Annotated in this window: 15 protein-coding genes; 8 read left to right on the forward strand and 7 right to left on the reverse strand. The window is 68.0% G+C overall.

The window, feature by feature from the left end; all coding sequences use genetic code 11:
- Positions 1–18: 18 nt before the first annotated feature.
- Complete coding sequence (locus tag ACSFA7_RS09075; RefSeq protein WP_435499075.1) at positions 19–2,052, reverse strand: PEP/pyruvate-binding domain-containing protein; 2,034 nt, start codon at positions 2,050–2,052, stop codon at positions 19–21.
- A gap of 126 nt (positions 2,053–2,178) precedes the next feature.
- On the opposite strand from ACSFA7_RS09075, the gene gorA reads away from it, so the two are divergent.
- A complete protein-coding gene (gene gorA, locus ACSFA7_RS09080) occupies positions 2,179–3,537 on the forward strand; it encodes a glutathione-disulfide reductase (RefSeq protein WP_435499076.1) in 1,359 nt (452 codons plus the stop codon).
- Here the strand turns inward: gorA and ACSFA7_RS09085 are convergent.
- A complete protein-coding gene (locus ACSFA7_RS09085; protein WP_435499077.1) occupies positions 3,534–4,439 on the reverse strand; it encodes a ketopantoate reductase family protein in 906 nt (301 codons plus the stop codon). The genes gorA and ACSFA7_RS09085 overlap by 4 nt on opposite strands.
- Positions 4,440–4,602: 163 nt before the next feature.
- Between ACSFA7_RS09085 and ACSFA7_RS09090 the strand changes: the two genes are divergently transcribed.
- The 3 genes from ACSFA7_RS09090 to ACSFA7_RS09100 all read left to right on the forward strand — a co-directional run bounded on the left by ACSFA7_RS09090 (position 4,603) and on the right by ACSFA7_RS09100 (position 8,028).
- Positions 4,603–5,355: a phytanoyl-CoA dioxygenase family protein gene (locus ACSFA7_RS09090; protein WP_435499078.1), complete on the forward strand. Its 753-nt coding sequence runs from the start codon at positions 4,603–4,605 to the stop codon at positions 5,353–5,355.
- Between the two features lie 31 nt (positions 5,356–5,386).
- Positions 5,387–6,904, forward strand: a complete 1,518-nt coding sequence (locus tag ACSFA7_RS09095; RefSeq protein WP_435499079.1) for an AMP nucleosidase — start codon at positions 5,387–5,389, stop codon at positions 6,902–6,904.
- 110 nt (positions 6,905–7,014) lie between these two features.
- Positions 7,015–8,028, forward strand: a complete 1,014-nt coding sequence (locus tag ACSFA7_RS09100; RefSeq protein ID WP_435499080.1) for a Bug family tripartite tricarboxylate transporter substrate binding protein — start codon at positions 7,015–7,017, stop codon at positions 8,026–8,028.
- Positions 8,029–8,038: 10 nt separating this feature from the next.
- On the opposite strand, the gene ACSFA7_RS09105 is transcribed toward ACSFA7_RS09100, so the two are convergent.
- Positions 8,039–8,734, reverse strand: coding sequence for an ArsR/SmtB family transcription factor (locus ACSFA7_RS09105; RefSeq protein WP_257864120.1), 696 nt, complete (start codon positions 8,732–8,734; stop codon positions 8,039–8,041).
- A gap of 84 nt (positions 8,735–8,818) precedes the next feature.
- Between ACSFA7_RS09105 and ACSFA7_RS09110 the strand changes: the two genes are divergently transcribed.
- Positions 8,819–9,991, forward strand: a complete 1,173-nt coding sequence (locus ACSFA7_RS09110) for a cytochrome P450 (protein WP_435499081.1) — start codon at positions 8,819–8,821, stop codon at positions 9,989–9,991.
- 5 nt (positions 9,992–9,996) lie between these two features.
- Here the strand turns inward: ACSFA7_RS09110 and ACSFA7_RS09115 are convergent, their stop codons facing one another.
- Complete coding sequence (locus ACSFA7_RS09115) at positions 9,997–10,968, reverse strand: flavin-nucleotide-binding protein (RefSeq protein ID WP_435499082.1); 972 nt, start codon at positions 10,966–10,968, stop codon at positions 9,997–9,999.
- The gene (locus ACSFA7_RS09120; RefSeq protein WP_435499083.1) at positions 10,965–11,621 is read right to left on the reverse strand and encodes a glutathione S-transferase family protein; all 657 of its coding nucleotides are present in this window, start codon (positions 11,619–11,621) and stop codon (positions 10,965–10,967) included. The genes ACSFA7_RS09115 and ACSFA7_RS09120 overlap by 4 nt, the downstream gene beginning before the upstream one ends.
- Positions 11,622–11,747: 126 nt before the next feature.
- On the opposite strand from ACSFA7_RS09120, the gene ACSFA7_RS09125 reads away from it, so the two are divergent.
- The gene (locus tag ACSFA7_RS09125; protein WP_435499084.1) at positions 11,748–12,638 is read left to right on the forward strand and encodes a LysR family transcriptional regulator; all 891 of its coding nucleotides are present in this window, start codon (positions 11,748–11,750) and stop codon (positions 12,636–12,638) included.
- 3 nt (positions 12,639–12,641) lie between these two features.
- On the opposite strand, the gene ACSFA7_RS09130 is transcribed toward ACSFA7_RS09125, so the two are convergent.
- The gene (locus tag ACSFA7_RS09130; protein WP_435499085.1) at positions 12,642–13,328 is read right to left on the reverse strand and encodes a hypothetical protein; all 687 of its coding nucleotides are present in this window, start codon (positions 13,326–13,328) and stop codon (positions 12,642–12,644) included.
- Positions 13,325–14,167 (reverse strand): hypothetical protein, encoded by an 843-nt coding sequence (locus ACSFA7_RS09135; RefSeq protein WP_435499086.1) that lies wholly within the window; start codon positions 14,165–14,167, stop codon positions 13,325–13,327. The genes ACSFA7_RS09130 and ACSFA7_RS09135 overlap by 4 nt, the downstream gene beginning before the upstream one ends.
- Positions 14,168–14,256: 89 nt before the next feature.
- Here ACSFA7_RS09135 and ACSFA7_RS09140 point away from each other — a divergent pair, with 89 nt between their 5' ends.
- On the forward strand, positions 14,257–15,237 hold the full coding sequence (locus ACSFA7_RS09140; RefSeq protein ID WP_435499087.1) for an ATP-binding cassette domain-containing protein: 981 nt from the start codon (positions 14,257–14,259) through the stop codon (positions 15,235–15,237).
- A 3-nt stretch (positions 15,238–15,240) separates the two neighbouring features.
- Positions 15,241–16,080, forward strand: coding sequence for an ABC transporter permease (locus tag ACSFA7_RS09145; protein ID WP_435499088.1), 840 nt, complete (start codon positions 15,241–15,243; stop codon positions 16,078–16,080).
- Positions 16,081–16,111: the final 31 nt, after the last annotated feature.

The following is a 16,111-nucleotide window of genomic DNA, read 5'->3' on the forward strand; positions in this document are numbered from 1 at the left end:
TGCGCTGGTGCGCCAGGATCAGCGCCGCCGCTCCACATACGGCCGCGCCTGCAGCAGCACGATGCGATCGCCCACCGTCGCCCACTCGATGTCCTGATCGACCGCGTTGAACGTGCGCTTCACGGCCGCCCCCACGCTGGCCAGCCGCACCACGAGCGCATCGGTCAGCACGTTGCGGCCCTGCTCCACCGGCACCTCCTTCACGCCGCCGTCTTTGTCGAGCTGCAACGCCGTCTCTTCCGCCGACCGGCTCAGCACCTGGATCGCCTTCGACCAGCTCGAATACATCACCTGCTCCGCCACGCGCTGGCCTTCGACCACGCGGATGCCGATGCCGCGCTTGGCCGAGATGTAGGTGATGTAGGGGTGGCCCGCGTCGAACGGGTCGCGCGTGATCATCACGCCGGCGTTGGTCGAGTCGATGGCGGTTTGCACGAACACGCCCATCAGCACCGATTCGGCGCCGAAGCCCGCGGCACTGCGCGCCTCCCAGGCCTCGGGGTTGAACACCGAGGCCCAGACCTTCTTGACCGCAAGCTCGAGCGCATCGCCGGTCTTCACGTTGGGCACCGTGGTGTAGAGCCCCGCGCCGCTGAATCCGGGCAGGTCTTCGGAGTTGGACGAACTGCGCACGAACACGCCGCCACCGCCCAGTTGCGACTGCCACGCGGCTCGCCATGACGCTGCGGTAGCGGCGTCGACAGGCCACTTCACGATCTCGTCGCGCAGTTGCGCGAGCGCCTTCTGCCTCAACTGCGGATCGCTCGCGAAACCGGGCTGCTGCTGCATGCGCGCGATGCGATCGGCCAGGCCGTTGGTTCGCATGAACCGGTCGTAGTGCGCGAACGGAATGCAGAAGCCGTCGGGCACGGTGGTCGATGGAATGCGCGCCGCCAGCACGGCGCCGAGGTTGGCGGCCTTGGAGCCGCACTGCGCACTGTGGCGTGCGCGCAGCGACGCGAGCGGCAGCAGGCGGGTTTCGCGCAGGTCGGGCTTCACGGCCCTGTCGCTGCCGGGCACCGCGCCGGTGGCCGCGGTGCGCACGGCACGCGGCGGCAACGCTGCGATTTCGTCCGCGGTGAGGCGGCGCAGTTGGTAGCCCGAGGCCGCGACCTTGAGCGCCACCCACTGGCCCACATGCTCGCGCAGCACCGTCGCCGCATCGCGCACATAGGCGTTCGGAATGCCCCAACCCTTGGCCAGCAGGTTGACGTGCGAGAGCGCGGTCGATGGCCGTTCGGTCAGCACGCCCGCGACAGGCGGCAGGTTGATCGGCACCTGGCGCAGCACGGCGATGTCGTCGGGCAACAGCGCGTTCAGGCCCGATGCATCGTCCACGATGCGCACGCGTCCCGTCGCGGTGCCGAGGTTCATCGGCATGTAGGGCTGCTCGCGAATCAGCGCCTCCTGGCTCACAAAGTCGATGCCCGCTTCTTTCGCCACGCGTTCGTGCAGCGTGGAGTTGGTCTTGAACTTCACGGGCGCGAAGAAGCTCGCCTTCACCTGTGCGTCGGCTTGCTTCAGCAGCGGCGGGGTGAGCTGGTCGCCTTCCCAGAATTCATAGGTGAAGCTGCCGATGTTCTGCTGCCAGCTCAGCGTGCCGAACAGGAAGCGGCGATCGGGCACGAGGTAGTTGCGGTCGATCTCGCGCTTGCCCGCGCGCGGCGAAAGGCCAGTGTCGCGCACGAAGCGCACGTGCAGCTGGTAGCGCGGCGTGTCGATGTAGTACGTGCGCACCGGCTTGGCCTGGCGATCGACGACGAAGAGCACGTGGGCCAGTTGCATCGGCGTGCCGGGGTCGTAGACGCGCGCCAGCGTGTCGAAGTCGCCCTGGCTGCGCAGCGCGGGCAGCGATGCGGGCACCGCAGGACGCGGAACGAGTTGGGCGGCCGGGCCCTCGGGCTGCTGGTTCTGCTGTTGGTAGAAGGAAGGCTTGCGCGCGAGTTGCGCATCGGCTGGCAGGGGCGCGATGCCAGCGGCGCACAACGCCAGTGCCGATAGCCAGCCCGGCGCCTTGCGCGCCCGATCCTGGGTGCTGCTGTTGTTCTTCATGGGGTATCCCTCTCGTTGCAGGGCGGATTCTCGCTCGCGTCCGGCGGGGCCGTACCCGCGCCAAGTCCCGCCGGTAGCACCGGCATCGACCCGCCGCTACAGTCGCCCCAAAAGGAGTTTCTTCTCATGCCCACATTCGACTTCGACCTCTTCGTCATCGGCGGCGGCAGTGGCGGCGTTCGCGCTGCGCGCATGGCGGCACAGACAGGCGCCCGCGTCGGTTTGGCCGAAGCCGCCGATCTCGGCGGCACCTGCGTCAACGTCGGCTGCATTCCGAAGAAGCTCTACAGCTATGCGGCCGGCTATGCCGAATCGTTCGAGGAGGCCGCGGGCTATGGCTGGAAGCTGTCCGCCGAGCCGCAGTTCGACTGGGCACACCTCAAGTCGCAGCGTGCGAACGAAATCGGCCGGCTCAACGGCATCTACGCCTCGCTGCTGAAGAACTCGGGCGTCACGCTGATCACCGGATGGGCGCAGCTGGTCGATGGCCACACGGTGGAAATCGACGGCAAGCGCCACACCGCGCGCCACCTGCTCGTGGCCACCGGCGGCACCCCTTATGTGCCGGAAATTCCGGGCCGCGAACACATCGTGACGTCGGATGCGATGTTCGATCTCGACCCGTTCCCCAAGCGGCTGCTGGTGGTGGGCGGCGGCTACATCGCCTGCGAGTTCGCATCGATCTTCAACGGCCTGGGTTCCAAGGTGACGCAACTGCACCGCCGTGCGCACCTGCTCACCGGCTTCGATGACGACGTGCGCCAGTTCCTCGCGAACGAGATGGGGAAGGCGGGCGTGGACGTGCGCCTGAACTGCGAAGCCTCGTCGATCGCGCGCGGGCCCGATGGGCTCGTCGCGACCCTCGCGCGCGGACAGCAGATCGAGGCCGACACGGTGCTCTTCGCCACGGGCCGCGTGCCCAATACGAAAGGACTGGGCCTCGAAGCCGCGGGCGTGAAGCTCGACGAGAACGGCGCGATCGCGGTCGATGCGCACTACCGCACCTCGGTGCCGTCGATCTACGCGGTGGGCGATGTCTCCACGCGCGTGCAGCTCACGCCGGTGGCGCTGGCCGAGGCGATGGTGGTGGTCGATGCACTGTTCGGCAAGGGCAAGCGCCGCATGGACTACGAGTTCATCCCCACGGCGGTGTTCACTCATCCGAACATCGGCACCTGCGGCTACACCGAGCTCGACGCGCGCGCGAAGTTCGGCGAGGTCACGGTGTTCTCCAGCGAATTCAAGTCGCTGCGCCACACGCTCTCGGGCCGCAGCGAGCGCACCTTCATGAAGCTGGTGGTGGACAAGAAGAGCGACCGCGTGGTGGGCCTGCACATGGTGGGCGCGGACGCGGGCGAAGTCGTGCAGGGCTTTGCGGTGGCGATGCGCGCGGGTGCGACGAAGGCGATCTTCGACAGCACCATCGGCATCCACCCGACGGGTGCCGAAGAGTTCGTCACCATGCGCGAGCCGATGCCCGGCTAGACGACGGCCTTCTGCCGCTTTCCTTCGAGCAGCTTCACCATCACGAACAGCACGCGGTTCGCGGGCGTGGGCACGCCGAGCGCCTCGCCGCGGCGCACGACCAGGCCGTTGAGGTGGTCGATCTCGCTGAGCTTTCCGCGTGCGAGGTCCTGCGCGGTCGACGAGTACTGCGAGGGCATCGACTGCGCGATGCCGCGAATGGCCGCATCGGTGTCACCCGGAATCACGACGCCTTCGGCTTTCGCAACGGCGAGGCATTCGGCGACCACGTCGCGGATCACATCGGTCACGCCTACGCCTCTGGTGAGTTCGCCGTAGGGCAGTTGCGACACCGCCGACAGCGCGTTGTAGGCGCAGTTCAGGATCAGCTTGGCCCAGAGCGAGCCGCGCACGTTGTCTGAAATCTGCGTGGGCACGCCGGCGGCGACCAGATGCTGCGCGACCTGCTCGCTGGTGCGCGAGGGCGCGATCACCAGCTCGCCGCGGCCGTGGTGCTTTACATGGCCCGGGCCCGCCATCTCCGTGGCGACGTAGACCACGGCGGCAGCCACCTCGTTGGACAGCACCGAGCGCACGCGTTCGTCGTTGTCGACGCCGTTCTGCAGCGTGAGCACCAGCGCGCCGAGTGCGAGATGCGGCTTGATCTGCGCGGCGGCGGATTCGCTGTCGGTGGACTTCACACAGAACAGCACGAGATCGGCGCCCTGCACGGCGCTCGCTTCGGTGCTCGCGCCAAGGCGCACCTGCTCGTCGAAGGTCTTCGTCTCGAGCCGCAACCCGTTCGACTTCACCGCCTCGACATGCGAAGTCCGCCCGATCAGCACCACCTCGTGGCCCGCGCGCGCCAGCATGGCGCCGTAGTAGCAGCCGACTGCGCCGGCGCCCATGACTGCGACTTTCATCGATTCGTTTCCTTGCTCGTTGTCTGTTCGACGGCAGAGGCTAACGAAAACCTGCGCGTCGTGCTTTTTGCACGGAGGAGCACCCGTCGCTCTTCCATGGGCATGCAGACTCTCCGAACTGCGCACGCCCCACGGCTCGTGGGCTCTCGACCACTCACCTCTCATGCCGATCGATTCAGACTTTTTTCACTCTCAAGGCCACGCCCAACTGTCCAAGGCCATCGCGCCGGACCTGACCGATCGCCTGTGCGCCGCCATCGACGCAATCCAGGCCCGAGTTCCCCAGATGTCGGAAGCGGAGCGCGCCAGACTGGTTTTCGAGCGGGACTTGCCGGCTCATCGCCGCGGCGAGGTCGAAGCCCCGGCGGTGGGCGATGCGATCTTCATCCTCGGCGAACCCTGCGCGTTCGACCCTTTGTTCGAAACGCTGCTTCACCATTCCGCGATTCGCGATGCAGCGCGAGTGCTTCTGGCGAGCGATGCGCTGGCGATCCACTTCATGAACGTGACAATCAAGCATCCGCGCTTCGGCCGATCCATCGGCTGGCACCGGGATTTTCCGAACGACTACATGTGCCCAGCAAGCTCGCGCTTCGTACGCCTGATGCTCTGCCTCGACGGCATGGAGGAGGCAATGGGCGCCACCCGCTTCCTGCCGGGCAGCCATCGCCTTTCCGATGCGGAAGCGCTGCGTGAGAAGCGTGAAGGCACTCGCCCCAAGCCCTCAGACGACGCAGGCGTGGCGCTCGACTGCGCCGCGGGCGATCTGGTCGCGATCCATCCCAAGGTTCTGCACGGCAGCGGCATCAATCGCAGCGACCGCACGCGCCGCAACGTGGTGCTGCAGATCGGGCTGGCGTCCGAGCCACTCGCCACGACCGAGTGCGAGGGAGTGACCGGAAGACTGTTGGGCTAGCAATACGGCAGCCGCACTGCACAATGCCGCCATGCCCTACATGCCCACATTCGTCGCCCCCGCCCGCTTCACCGACGCCGCCGCCGCACTCGACCAGGTCAAGGCCATCTACCAGGGCGGCCTGTCCCATCTGCGCGAGTCGATGCTGCGCTTCGTGGCCGGCGAGGCGCTGCCGGGCCGGGTGCGGGCCTGCTATCCGTTCGTGCGGGTGCACACGCACACCGTCTCGCGCCACACGCCGCCGGCCAATGCGGGCCTGAGCTACGGTTTTGTCGCCGGGCCCGGCCGCTACGAGACCACGCTGACGCGGCCTGATCTCTTCTCGCGCTACTACCTCGACCAGTTCCGCCTGCTGCTGGAGAACCACCAGGTCGAGCTCGAGGTGGGCACCAGCACGCAGCCGATTCCGATTCACTTCTCGTTCGCCGAGAACGACCACATCGAAGGCACGATGAGCGAAGACCGCCGCGCACTGATGCGCGACGTGTTCGACCTGCCCGACCTGGGCGTGATGGACGACGGCATCGCCAACGGCACCTTCGAGGCGCGCGACGGCGAGGCGCAGCCGCTGTCGCTGTTCACGGCGGCGCGCGTCGATTACTCGCTGCACCGCCTGCGCCACTACACCGGCACCGCGCCCGAGTGGTTCCAGAACTTCGTGCTGTTCACCAACTACCAGTTCTACATCGACGAGTTCGTGCGGCTGGGCCACGAGGCCATGGCCGACGAGAACAGCGAATACATCGCCTTCATCGAGCCGGGCAACGTGATCACGCGCCGGCGCGGACTCGATGCGGGCGCGAGCACCACCTTCGGCCACCTGCTCGACGGCAGCCAGGGCACTGCGCCGCCGCGGCTGCCGCAGATGCCGGCCTACCACCTGGTGCGCGAGGACTACAGCGGCATCACGATGACCAACATCGGCGTCGGCCCGGCCAACGCCAAGACCATCACCGACCACATCGCGGTGCTGCGCCCGCACGCCTGGATGATGCTGGGCCACTGCGCGGGCCTGCGCAACACGCAGCAGCTGGGCGACTACGTGCTGGCGCATGCCTATGTGCGCGAGGACCACGTGCTCGACGAAGAGCTGCCGCTGTGGGTGCCGATTCCGGCGCTGTCGGAAATCCAGCTCGCGCTCGAAAAAGCCGTGGCCGACATCACGCGCTACGAAGGCCCCGACCTCAAGAAGATCATGCGCACCGGCACCGTGGCGAGCACCGACAACCGCAACTGGGAGTTGCTGCCCGGCAACCAGCCGCAGCGCCGCTTCAGCCAGAGCCGCGCGGTGGCGCTCGACATGGAGAGTGCGACCATCGCGGCCAACGGCTTTCGCTTCCGCGTGCCCTACGGCACTTTGTTGTGCGTGAGCGACAAACCGTTGCACGGCGAGATCAAGCTGCCCGGCATGGCCAACCACTTCTACCGCGAGCGGGTGGAGCAGCACCTGCGCATCGGCATGCGGGCCATCGACATCCTTCGGGAAGAGGGCTCGACCCGGCTGCACAGCCGCAAGCTGCGCAGCTTCGCGGAAGTCGCTTTCCAGTAATAGTTGGCAGTTGCTGGCGCCTTCAAGGGTTTTTACCTAGGCGCTTGTGCAGGTGTTTTGCACATTTCGCGGACATCATCCGGTTACTTTTGAGAACAACCGGAAACAAAATGGCTAAATCGTCACCTTCTGCCCTTTCTCGCCGCGATTTCAGCGCATGGGTGGCGGGCGGCGTCGCCGCCGCCGGCGCTGGCCAGGCCGCACTGCTGTGGCCCCGGTCGGCCGGTGCGGCCGAGCCGCAGTTGGTTGCCAAATTGCGCATCGTCATTCCCGCCAACGAAGGCGGCGGCTGGGACCAGACCGGCCGCGCGCTCGGCGCGGCGCTGCTGGCCTCGGGCGCGGCGGGCGACGTGGTCTACGAGAACGTCGGCGGCAAGGGCGGCACCATCGGCCTTGCGAAATACGTCGAGAAATACGATGCCGATCCCGACACCCTGCTGATGAGCGGCATGGTGATGGTCGGCGCGGTGGCGCTGCAGAAGCCCGCGGTCACCATGGCGCAGGTCGCCCCGGTCGCTCGCCTCACCAGCGACTACGAAGTGGTGGCGGTGAAGGCCGATTCACCCATCAAGACCCCCAAGGACCTGATCGCCGCGTTGCGCGCCGACGCGGCCAAGACCGTCATCGCGGGCGGCTCGGCCGGCGGCGTCGATCACATGTATGCCGGCATGCTGGCGCGCGTGGCGGGCAACACTGCGGGCCTGGTCTACCAGCCGTACCCGGGCGGCGCGCAGGTGGTGGAGGCGCTGGAAACCGGCAAGGCCGTGGCCGGCATCTCGGGCTACAGCGAATTCAGCGAGGCGCTGGCCGGCGGCAAGCTGCGCGCGATCGGCGTGTCGTCCAAGCGGCCGTTCCTGGGTATTCCGTCGGTGCGCGAACAGGGCGTGGACGCCGACCTCGCCAACTGGCGCGGCGTGCTCACCGGCAAGAAGGTGCCCGCCGAGCGCCGCGCCGTGCTGCTCGAAGCCGTGCGCCGCGCGACCGGCGCCGACATCTGGCAGAAGACCATCAAGCGCAACAACTGGGATGCGTACTGGATGGCCGGCAAGGACTTCGAAAGCTTCCTCGAGCTCGACCTGGCGATGGCCGGGCCGATGATCTATCTGCTCAAGCTGAAAGCCTGACGCAGCGCCTTCAGGCGAACAGCTCCGGCATCTCGCGCTGCGCCTTGGGCGTGAGCGCGAGTTCGCGCCCGTCGAGCTCCTGCCGCACCCAGCCGCGGCGCAGCGACAGCTGCAGCCACGCGGCTCCCAGCGCACCGCCCAGATGCGGACGACGCTCGCTCCAATCGAGGCATGCGCAGGCAAAACGCCGGCGCGAGCGGCGCACCGCATCGACTTCGACGCCCAGGCTCTCGAGCGCGATCGCGCCTTCGGGCGTGAGTTCGTACGAACCGCTCTGCAAACCGCTGAGCCAGCCCTGCGCATGCAGCCGGTCGTGCAGCGCGACGCCGGCCGTGCCGGCCATGTGGTCGTAGCAGGTGCGCGCGGCGCGCAGGCGGCTCGGGGTGTTCGGCTTGAACTCGACCGCGCGCGGAGCGCCCGCCACCACCATCAGGCTTTCGAGCGCGGCTGCGACGTTGTCGTCAGCCAGGCGGAAGTAACGGTGCTTGCCCTGCACGAGCACTTCGACCAATCTCTCTTCCTTGAGCCGTGCGAGGTGCGCGCTCGCGGTGGAGGCGGCCACCTCGGCGACGGTGGCGAGTTCGGTCGCGGTGCGTGCATGGCCGTCCATCAAGCAGTTGAGCATGCGAGCGCGCGCCGGCTCGGCGATGGCGCCTGCGAGGCGGGCCAGTTGGAGATCGGCGTTGGCATTCGAAATCGTGTCCATGCGGCCAATCGTAGAGCGATGCGGCAATCCACACTTCGTTCGCGGGCGAAGTGTGGCGGCGACGGCGATTGCACACTGCGCGCCATGAACACAAGCCCCACTTCTCTCCTCGACAGGCCTGTCGATCCGGTCGCGGCCGTCATGCACGCAGACCCTTACCCCTTCTATGCCCAGCTGCGCGCAGGCCCGCCGCTCGCGTGGAACGAGAAGCTGCGCGTGTGGGTCGCGAGCCGCGCGGATGTCGTCGAATCGGTGCTGCTCGCGCACGGCGCGCTGCGTGTGCGGCCTGCCGCCGAACCGGTGCCGCGCGCCATCGTGGGCAGCCCGGCCGGCGAGGTGTTCGGGCACCTGGTGCGTATGAACGATGGCGCTGCGCACCAAGCCCATCGGCCCGCACTGCAGCGCGCGTTGGCCGGGCTGGATCTGAACGCCGTGCACGCAGCGGCCTTGCAGGTTGCGCGCAACATGCCGATGGCACCTTTGTCGGACGCGCTGTTTTCCATGCCCGTGCAGACGGTCGCGCACCTGCTCGGTTTTGCAGATGAAGCACTGCCGCAGGTGGACCGGTGGATGCGCGATTTCGTCGCCTGCCTGTCGCCGCTGTCCACGGCAGACCTGTTGCAGGCCGCGAGCGCTGCGGCGAGCGAACTGATGATGCGATTCGAGGTGCTGACGGCGAATGCACCACCTCGCAACGGCACGTTGCTCGCGGCGGTACTGGCCGAGAGCAACGCTAGCGCACCCCTCGCTCGCTCCCTGCTCGCCAACATCGTCGGCCTGCTCTCGCAAACCTGCGACGCAACGGCTGGCCTGCTGGGCAACAGCCTCATCACGTTGATGCGGGATCCCTCATTGCGCCAGACCGCACGCACGCGCGACGGATTGCAGGCGATCGTGGAAGAGACGGCGCGGCACGATCCCTCGGTCCACAACACGCGCCGCTTCGCGATCGAACCCATCACCATCGCGGGCACGTCGCTGGCGGCGGGCGATGCGGTGCTGCTGGTGCTGGCCGCTGCCAACCGCGATCCGGCGTTCAACCCCGACCCTGACCGTTTCAAGCTGATCCGCGAACGGCGCCGCATGCTCGGCTTCGGCCACGGCATGCACGCCTGCCCGGGCCAGGCGCTGGCCTGCACGCTCGCGGCCACGGGGCTCGATGCGCTGCTGCGCCACCAGCCCGACCTCGACGCCCTGCAAGCACGCGGCTGGCACTACCGTCCCTCGGCCAACGCGCGGATCCCGGTCTTCCACTGACGGATTCAGCTGCGCGCGGCGGCCCAGTGCCCCGTGCCTGCCAGGTGCGGCGACAGTTGCGCATCGCCCCAACGCAGCGGCAGCGCGGCGGGCCGGCGCAATGCGTGCTCGACATGCAGGCGCAGCAGGCGCTCGGCGCCTTCGAATTCGGCAAGCTCAGGCCCGTCCAGCACGATCTCGGCGGTCGCCGCCACATGGAGCAGATCGCCGTTGTCGTAGTCGATGAACAGCAGCCCCGCGCGCGGGTGCGCCAGCAGGTTGCCGAGCGTGTTGAAAAAGCGGTTGCCGTTGAAGTCGGGCACCGTCAGCACGCCGCCTTCGTCGACACGCACGAAGCCGGGCCGGCCGCCGCGGTGCGACACGTCGACGCCGTGCGACCTGGCATCGGCTTCGTCGCCCGCTGCCACTTCGTCGGGGTAGGCCGTGGCGATGAACAGCGTGTCCGCGCTGCCGATGAGACGCTGCGCCTCGAGGTCTAGCGTGTCGAGCCACTGCGCGGATGCGCTGTCCGTGCGCGTCGGCACGAACACCGGCTCGCGCGCCTGGATGTACCGCGGGCAATTGCCGAAGCTCTGCTGCACCTCGAGCATGAAGCCCGTGGCATCGAGCGATTCGACCGTGGCGTTCATGCGGTTGCGCCGTCGCGTGTGCGGCTCGATGCCCAGCAAGCCGAGCGGGGCGCCCTGTGCGAGCTGGCCCGCGAGCGGATCGCCGGCCGCCGGCAGCGCATCGATGCGCAGGTGCGTCGCATCGGGCGAATGCGCGAAGCCCGCGGGCGCCGCGAGCACGCTGGCCCAGGGCTGCAGGTTCGCATCGAGGCTGCCGACCACGACGAACGGCAGCTGCGCGAAGAACGCGCGGTGCTGGTCGGGCATGTAGTCGCGGATCACGCGCGGCCCCGCGACCGCCATCTGCTCGCGGGACCCGGCCTGCAACTGCAATGCGCGCTCGCCGGCGTGGAACGGCGCGGCGATCATGCGGCCGCCGCGAGTCCGACCGGCGTGCGCACCATCGGCACAAAACCGGGCAATGCCTCTACGCGGGCCAGCCATTCGCGCACGCGCGGGTAGCCGTCGAGCGCCACGCGGCCTTCTGGCGCATGCGCCACGTAGGCGTAGTTCGAGATGTCGGCGAGCGTGGCTTCGGGGCCGGCGAGGAAAGGCTGTCGTTCCAAGTGGATTTCCATCACCGCGAGCAGCGCATGCGAACGCGTCACCGTCTCGGTAGGGTCCACGGCCAGGCCGAACAGCGCCATCACGCGCGCAGCGGCCGGGCCATACGCCAGTGGCCCGGCCGCCACCGAGAACCAGCGCTGCACGCGCGCGGCACCCACCGCGTCTTGCGGCATCCAGCGCGACGGGTCGGCCGAATAGCGCGCATTGAGGTAGACCAGGATCGCATTGGAGTCGGCCAGCGTGACGTCGCCGTCCTCGATCACCGGCACCTGGCCGAAGGGATTGCGCGCCAGGAACTCGGGCGTGCGGTTGGCGCGCTGCTTCAGATCGAGCTCGATCACCTCGAAAGGCAGACCGAGCATCGAGAGGAACAGCCGCACGCGGTGCACGTGGCCCGAGATGGCGCTGCCGTAGAGCTTGATGGGTTGCGCGGGGCGGTTCACGATGGCGTTCATGGGTGGTCCTTTGGGATGTCGAAACGAGAGCCGGGGGTGGCGTGTTCCCGATTCTTCTCTCTTGCACCCAATGAATGAATAGCCATTTCTGTATTTGACTGCTGCGTTTTCCGGTTTAATCGCGCCATGGACCGCTTCAAAGCCATGCAGACCTTCGTTCAGATTGCCGAGCAAGGCAGCATGACCCGCGCCGCCGAATCGCTGGGCACCTCGTTGCCTGCGGTGGTGCGTTCGCTCGCCGCGCTCGAGGCGCACCTGGGCGTGCGCCTCTTCCATCGCACCACCCGCCGCCTGTCGCTCACCGAGGAAGGCCGCCACTACCTGCCGAGCGCACGCGAGGTGCTGCTCGCGGCCGACGCCGCCGACCGCGCGCTCAACGCCGAAGCGCGCGAGCCGGCGGGCCAGCTCACCATCACCGCCCCGGTGCTGTTCGGCCACATGTACGTGGCGCCGGCCATCACGCGTTTCATGAAGCGCTATGACAAGGTGCGCTGCAGCGTGCTGCTGTACGACCGCGCGGTGAACCTGCTGGAGGAGAACATCGACGTCGGCATCCGCATCAGCCCGCTGGAAGACTCGTCGCTCGTGGCGCAGTCGCTGGGCACCATCCGGCGCGTGGTGGCGGTGAGCCCCGACTACCTCGCGCGCCATGGCACGCCGCAGCATCCGCGCGACCTGAACGGCGCACCCTGCGTGCGCGGCCGCATCGACGCGCCGCCGCAATGGCAATTCCACGAAGGCGGCAAGACGATCAGCGTGACGCCGAGCAACCGCCTGGAGTTCAACCACCTCGCGCCCGCCGTCGAGGCCTGCGCGGCGGGCATGGGCTTCGGCACCTTCTTCTCGTACCAGGTGCTGCCCTATGTGGCGCAGGGCCGCTTGAAGATCGTGCTCGAGGATTTCGAGCCGCCGCCGCGCCCGGTGAGCGTGATCTATCCGAATGCGCGGCTGCTGCCGGCCCGCACGCGGGCGTTCATCGACTGGATGAAGACGGAGTTCAGCGGCTTGCGGATGTAGCCGCTACGGCGCGAGTGCAGGCAGAGGCTTGCCCTCGCACAACGCCGCGGCATCGGTCGCCATGCTGCGCACCGCTTCTTCCATGCCCAGATTCAGCACCGCCATGAACTCGCCGTTGCCACTGGCCCAGTTGGTGCGCGTGCCCATGCCGCTGTAGAGCCGCGTGGCCGTCTCGCCGCCGGGCAGGCGGTAGTTCACCTTCAGCACCACGTGCGAGACGAGGTTGAGCCCCGCGGACCATGCATGGGCCAGACGCAGCGCGACGACGGCCGAGACCTGCCGTGCCGAAGCGGACGCTGGGGCCACAGCCGGCGCGCCGACGACGGTCTGGAAACCGTAGCGCCTGGTCGACAACAGCGCGGTGCGCGTCCACATGCCCGCATCGCCGCTGCGCAGCGACTCCACCGTCCTCGGCGTGGCATGCACCGTCGGCAGCATCAGCGTCAGGTTGCCCGCGTAGAGCTGGTTGTTGCGGGCGTCCTCGATGGCCGGGAGGTACAGCGTGCAGCCCTGCGGCGCACGCAGGATTTCGACCGGCGGGCCGTTGGGGCGCTGCTCCTGTTCCGGCGCCTGCTCGTAGACCATGTCGAGCGGCTCGCTCTCGCTGAGCGCGTGCGCGAAGCCGGGCACGGCGCACAGGGCGAGCAGGACAGCCGCGGCCATGCCGCTGCGTTGCGCTTGTGGCTTCATGGGGCGGCGCTCCGGACCGAATACATCGCGTTGTCCTGGTCGCGGAACACCACGCGGCCGGGCTGGTCGTCGAAGCCCTGGCCGCCGAGCGTGAACCACGTGCCGTTGACGTTGAACCGCGCGGTGCGGATCGCGCCGGAGCGCGCGCCGGCCAGGTCCAGCCCCACCACGTGCAGCGTCTGCCTGATGGAATCGCGCATCACCGCCTTGAGTTGCTGGCCGTCGTTGGCGCCCAGCCGGCGCACGACGGTGGCGCGCGTCCCGCCGCCGACCGGCGTCTGGAAGATCGTGGCGGAGCGGTACGACGGCTCCTTGTTGCCATCCTGCCAGAGCAGCGCCGTGGTGCGCGTGGTGAAGGCGCCCAGCCCGGGCTCGAGCACGTATTGCAGCAACAGCACCAGGTAGGCGGGGCCCGTCTTCGTGGCGGCGATGCGGGCGTTCTGCTCGGCCTTCGGCGGCATGCCCGCCAGCACCTGCGACGAGGCGATCTTCAGCGGGAACACATTGGGCGTGTTCAGCAGCTCGCCCAGGGCCAGGCCGGCCTCGACCCGGTAGTCGTAGTCGAGCAGGGGGCCGACGATGGCGCCGACTTCCGCACTCATTTCCTTTTGCCGCGCCTGCTGCACCGAGGAGTCGATCAGCGCACCGAGCAGGCCGCCGCCCGTGGCCTCGGCCACGCCAGGGGCCTGCGCGGAGAACATGAAGTTCTCCTGCGCGACGACCACGCGAACATCGACCTCCCGGACCTTTGCCCGGTCCGCCGCCGCGAGCGGCCGGTGAAACTGGGCGCACGCGCCAAGCAGCAGCACGAGGGACAACGCCAACAGGGAACGCAGCATCTTCGGATCTTCTCTCGCGGTGTTCGATGGGGCGTCGATTGTGCCGGGAGTTGCGACGAACATGCGCGAGTTGTCCATCGGTTGAAGCGATGGCGGCACCCGTTCCGGGCCTGGGTCAGAATGGCCGCGTGCCCTCCTCCTCCCCCACCACCCCCCTCTTCCACGCCAGCCACCTGCGCAAGCGCTACGGCGACACCACGGTCGTGGACGACCTGTCGTTCGAGATCGCGCCCGGCGAATGCCTCGGCGTGATCGGCCCGAACGGCGCCGGCAAGACCACCACCATCCGCATGTGCCTGGGCCTCACCGCGCCCGACGGCGGCGAGATCTCGGCGCTGGGCCTGCAGATGCCGCGCGATGCGCTCGCCATCAAGGCGCAGCTGGGCGTGGTCACGCAGTTCGACACGCTCGACCCCGACTTCAGCTGCGCCGAGAACCTCGTGGTGTACGGCCGCTACTTCGGTTTCAGCAAGGCGCAGGTGCGTGCACGCGTGCCGCAGCTGCTGGAGTTCGCGGCGCTCTCGCACAAGGCGGATGCGAAGCCAGGCGAGCTGTCGGGCGGCATGCGTCGGCGGCTCTCGCTGGCGCGCGCGCTGGTGAACGACCCCAAGCTGCTGCTGCTCGACGAGCCGACCACCGGGCTCGACCCGCAGGCGCGCCACCTGATGTGGGAGCGGCTGCAGGTGCTGCTGCAGCAGGGCAAGTCGATCCTCTTGACCACGCACTTCATGGACGAGGCCGAGCGCCTGTGTTCGCGCCTTCTGGTGCTCGACCACGGTCGCAAGATCGCCGAAGGCAAGCCGCGCGACCTGATCGCCGAGCACCTGGAGCCCGACGTGGTCGAGGTGTATGGCAACGGTGCGCTGTCGCTGGCCGAATCGCCCGAACTCAAGGCGATGGCGGCGCGCGTCGAAGTGAGCGGGGAGACGGTGTTCTTCTACACGCAGGACGCGCGGCGGCTGCTCGATGCGCTGACGCAGCATGCGGGCCTGCGCACCTTCCATCGCCCTGCGAATCTCGAAGACCTATTTCTCAAGCTCACCGGGCGGCAGATCCGCGAGGACGGCTAGACCATGAACACGACGACTGCAACGACAACGACGAACACCACGCCGACTCCGCCCTCCGTGTGGCGCGCACCCGAGATCTCGCTGCGCTGGTGGCCCGTGTTTTTGCGCAACCTGCTGGTGTGGCGCAAGCTCGCGATACCGAGCCTCATCGGCAACATCGCCGAGCCGCTGATCTGGCTCGTGGCCTTCGGCTACGGCATGGGCGCGCTGGTGGGACAGGTGGCGGTGGACGGCGTGAAGGTGCCCTACATCCTGTTCCTCGCGAGCGGCTCGATCTGCATGAGCGCGATGAATGCGGCGAGCTTCGAGGCGCTGTATTCGGCGTTCTCACGCATGCATGTGCAGAAGACCTGGGACGGCATCATGAATGCGCCCGTCGGCCTGGACGACATCGTGCTGGCCGAGATGCTGTGGGCCGCGTTCAAGTCGATCTTCACCGTCACCGCGATCCTGTTCGTGATGCTCGGGCTGGGCATCAGCCACAGCCCCAAGTTGTTCGTCGCGTGGCTGGTGCTGATCGGCGCGGGCATCACTTTCTCGTCGATCGCGCTGATCTTCAACGCGCTCGCGAAGGGCTACGACTTCTTCACCTACTACTTCACGCTGTTCATGACGCCGATGATGTTCCTGAGCGGCGTGTTCTTTCCGCTGGAGCAACTGCCCTCGGCGGTGAAGGCGGTGGCCGCATGGCTGCCGTTGACCAATGCGGTGGCGCTGGTGCGGCCGCTTTTCATGGACCAATGGCCGGCCGACTGGTGGCTGCACGCGGGCGTGCTCGCGGTGTATGCGGTCGTGGCGTTCTGGATCGCACTGGCACTGACGCGCAAGCGGTTCAAGGCCTGAGGAATCGCGGCTGAAGGTATCCCGAAACGGA

The organism is Variovorax trehalosi (assembly GCF_051216415.1).
In the GTDB taxonomy this organism is placed as follows: Bacteria; Pseudomonadota; Gammaproteobacteria; order Burkholderiales; family Burkholderiaceae_C; genus Variovorax.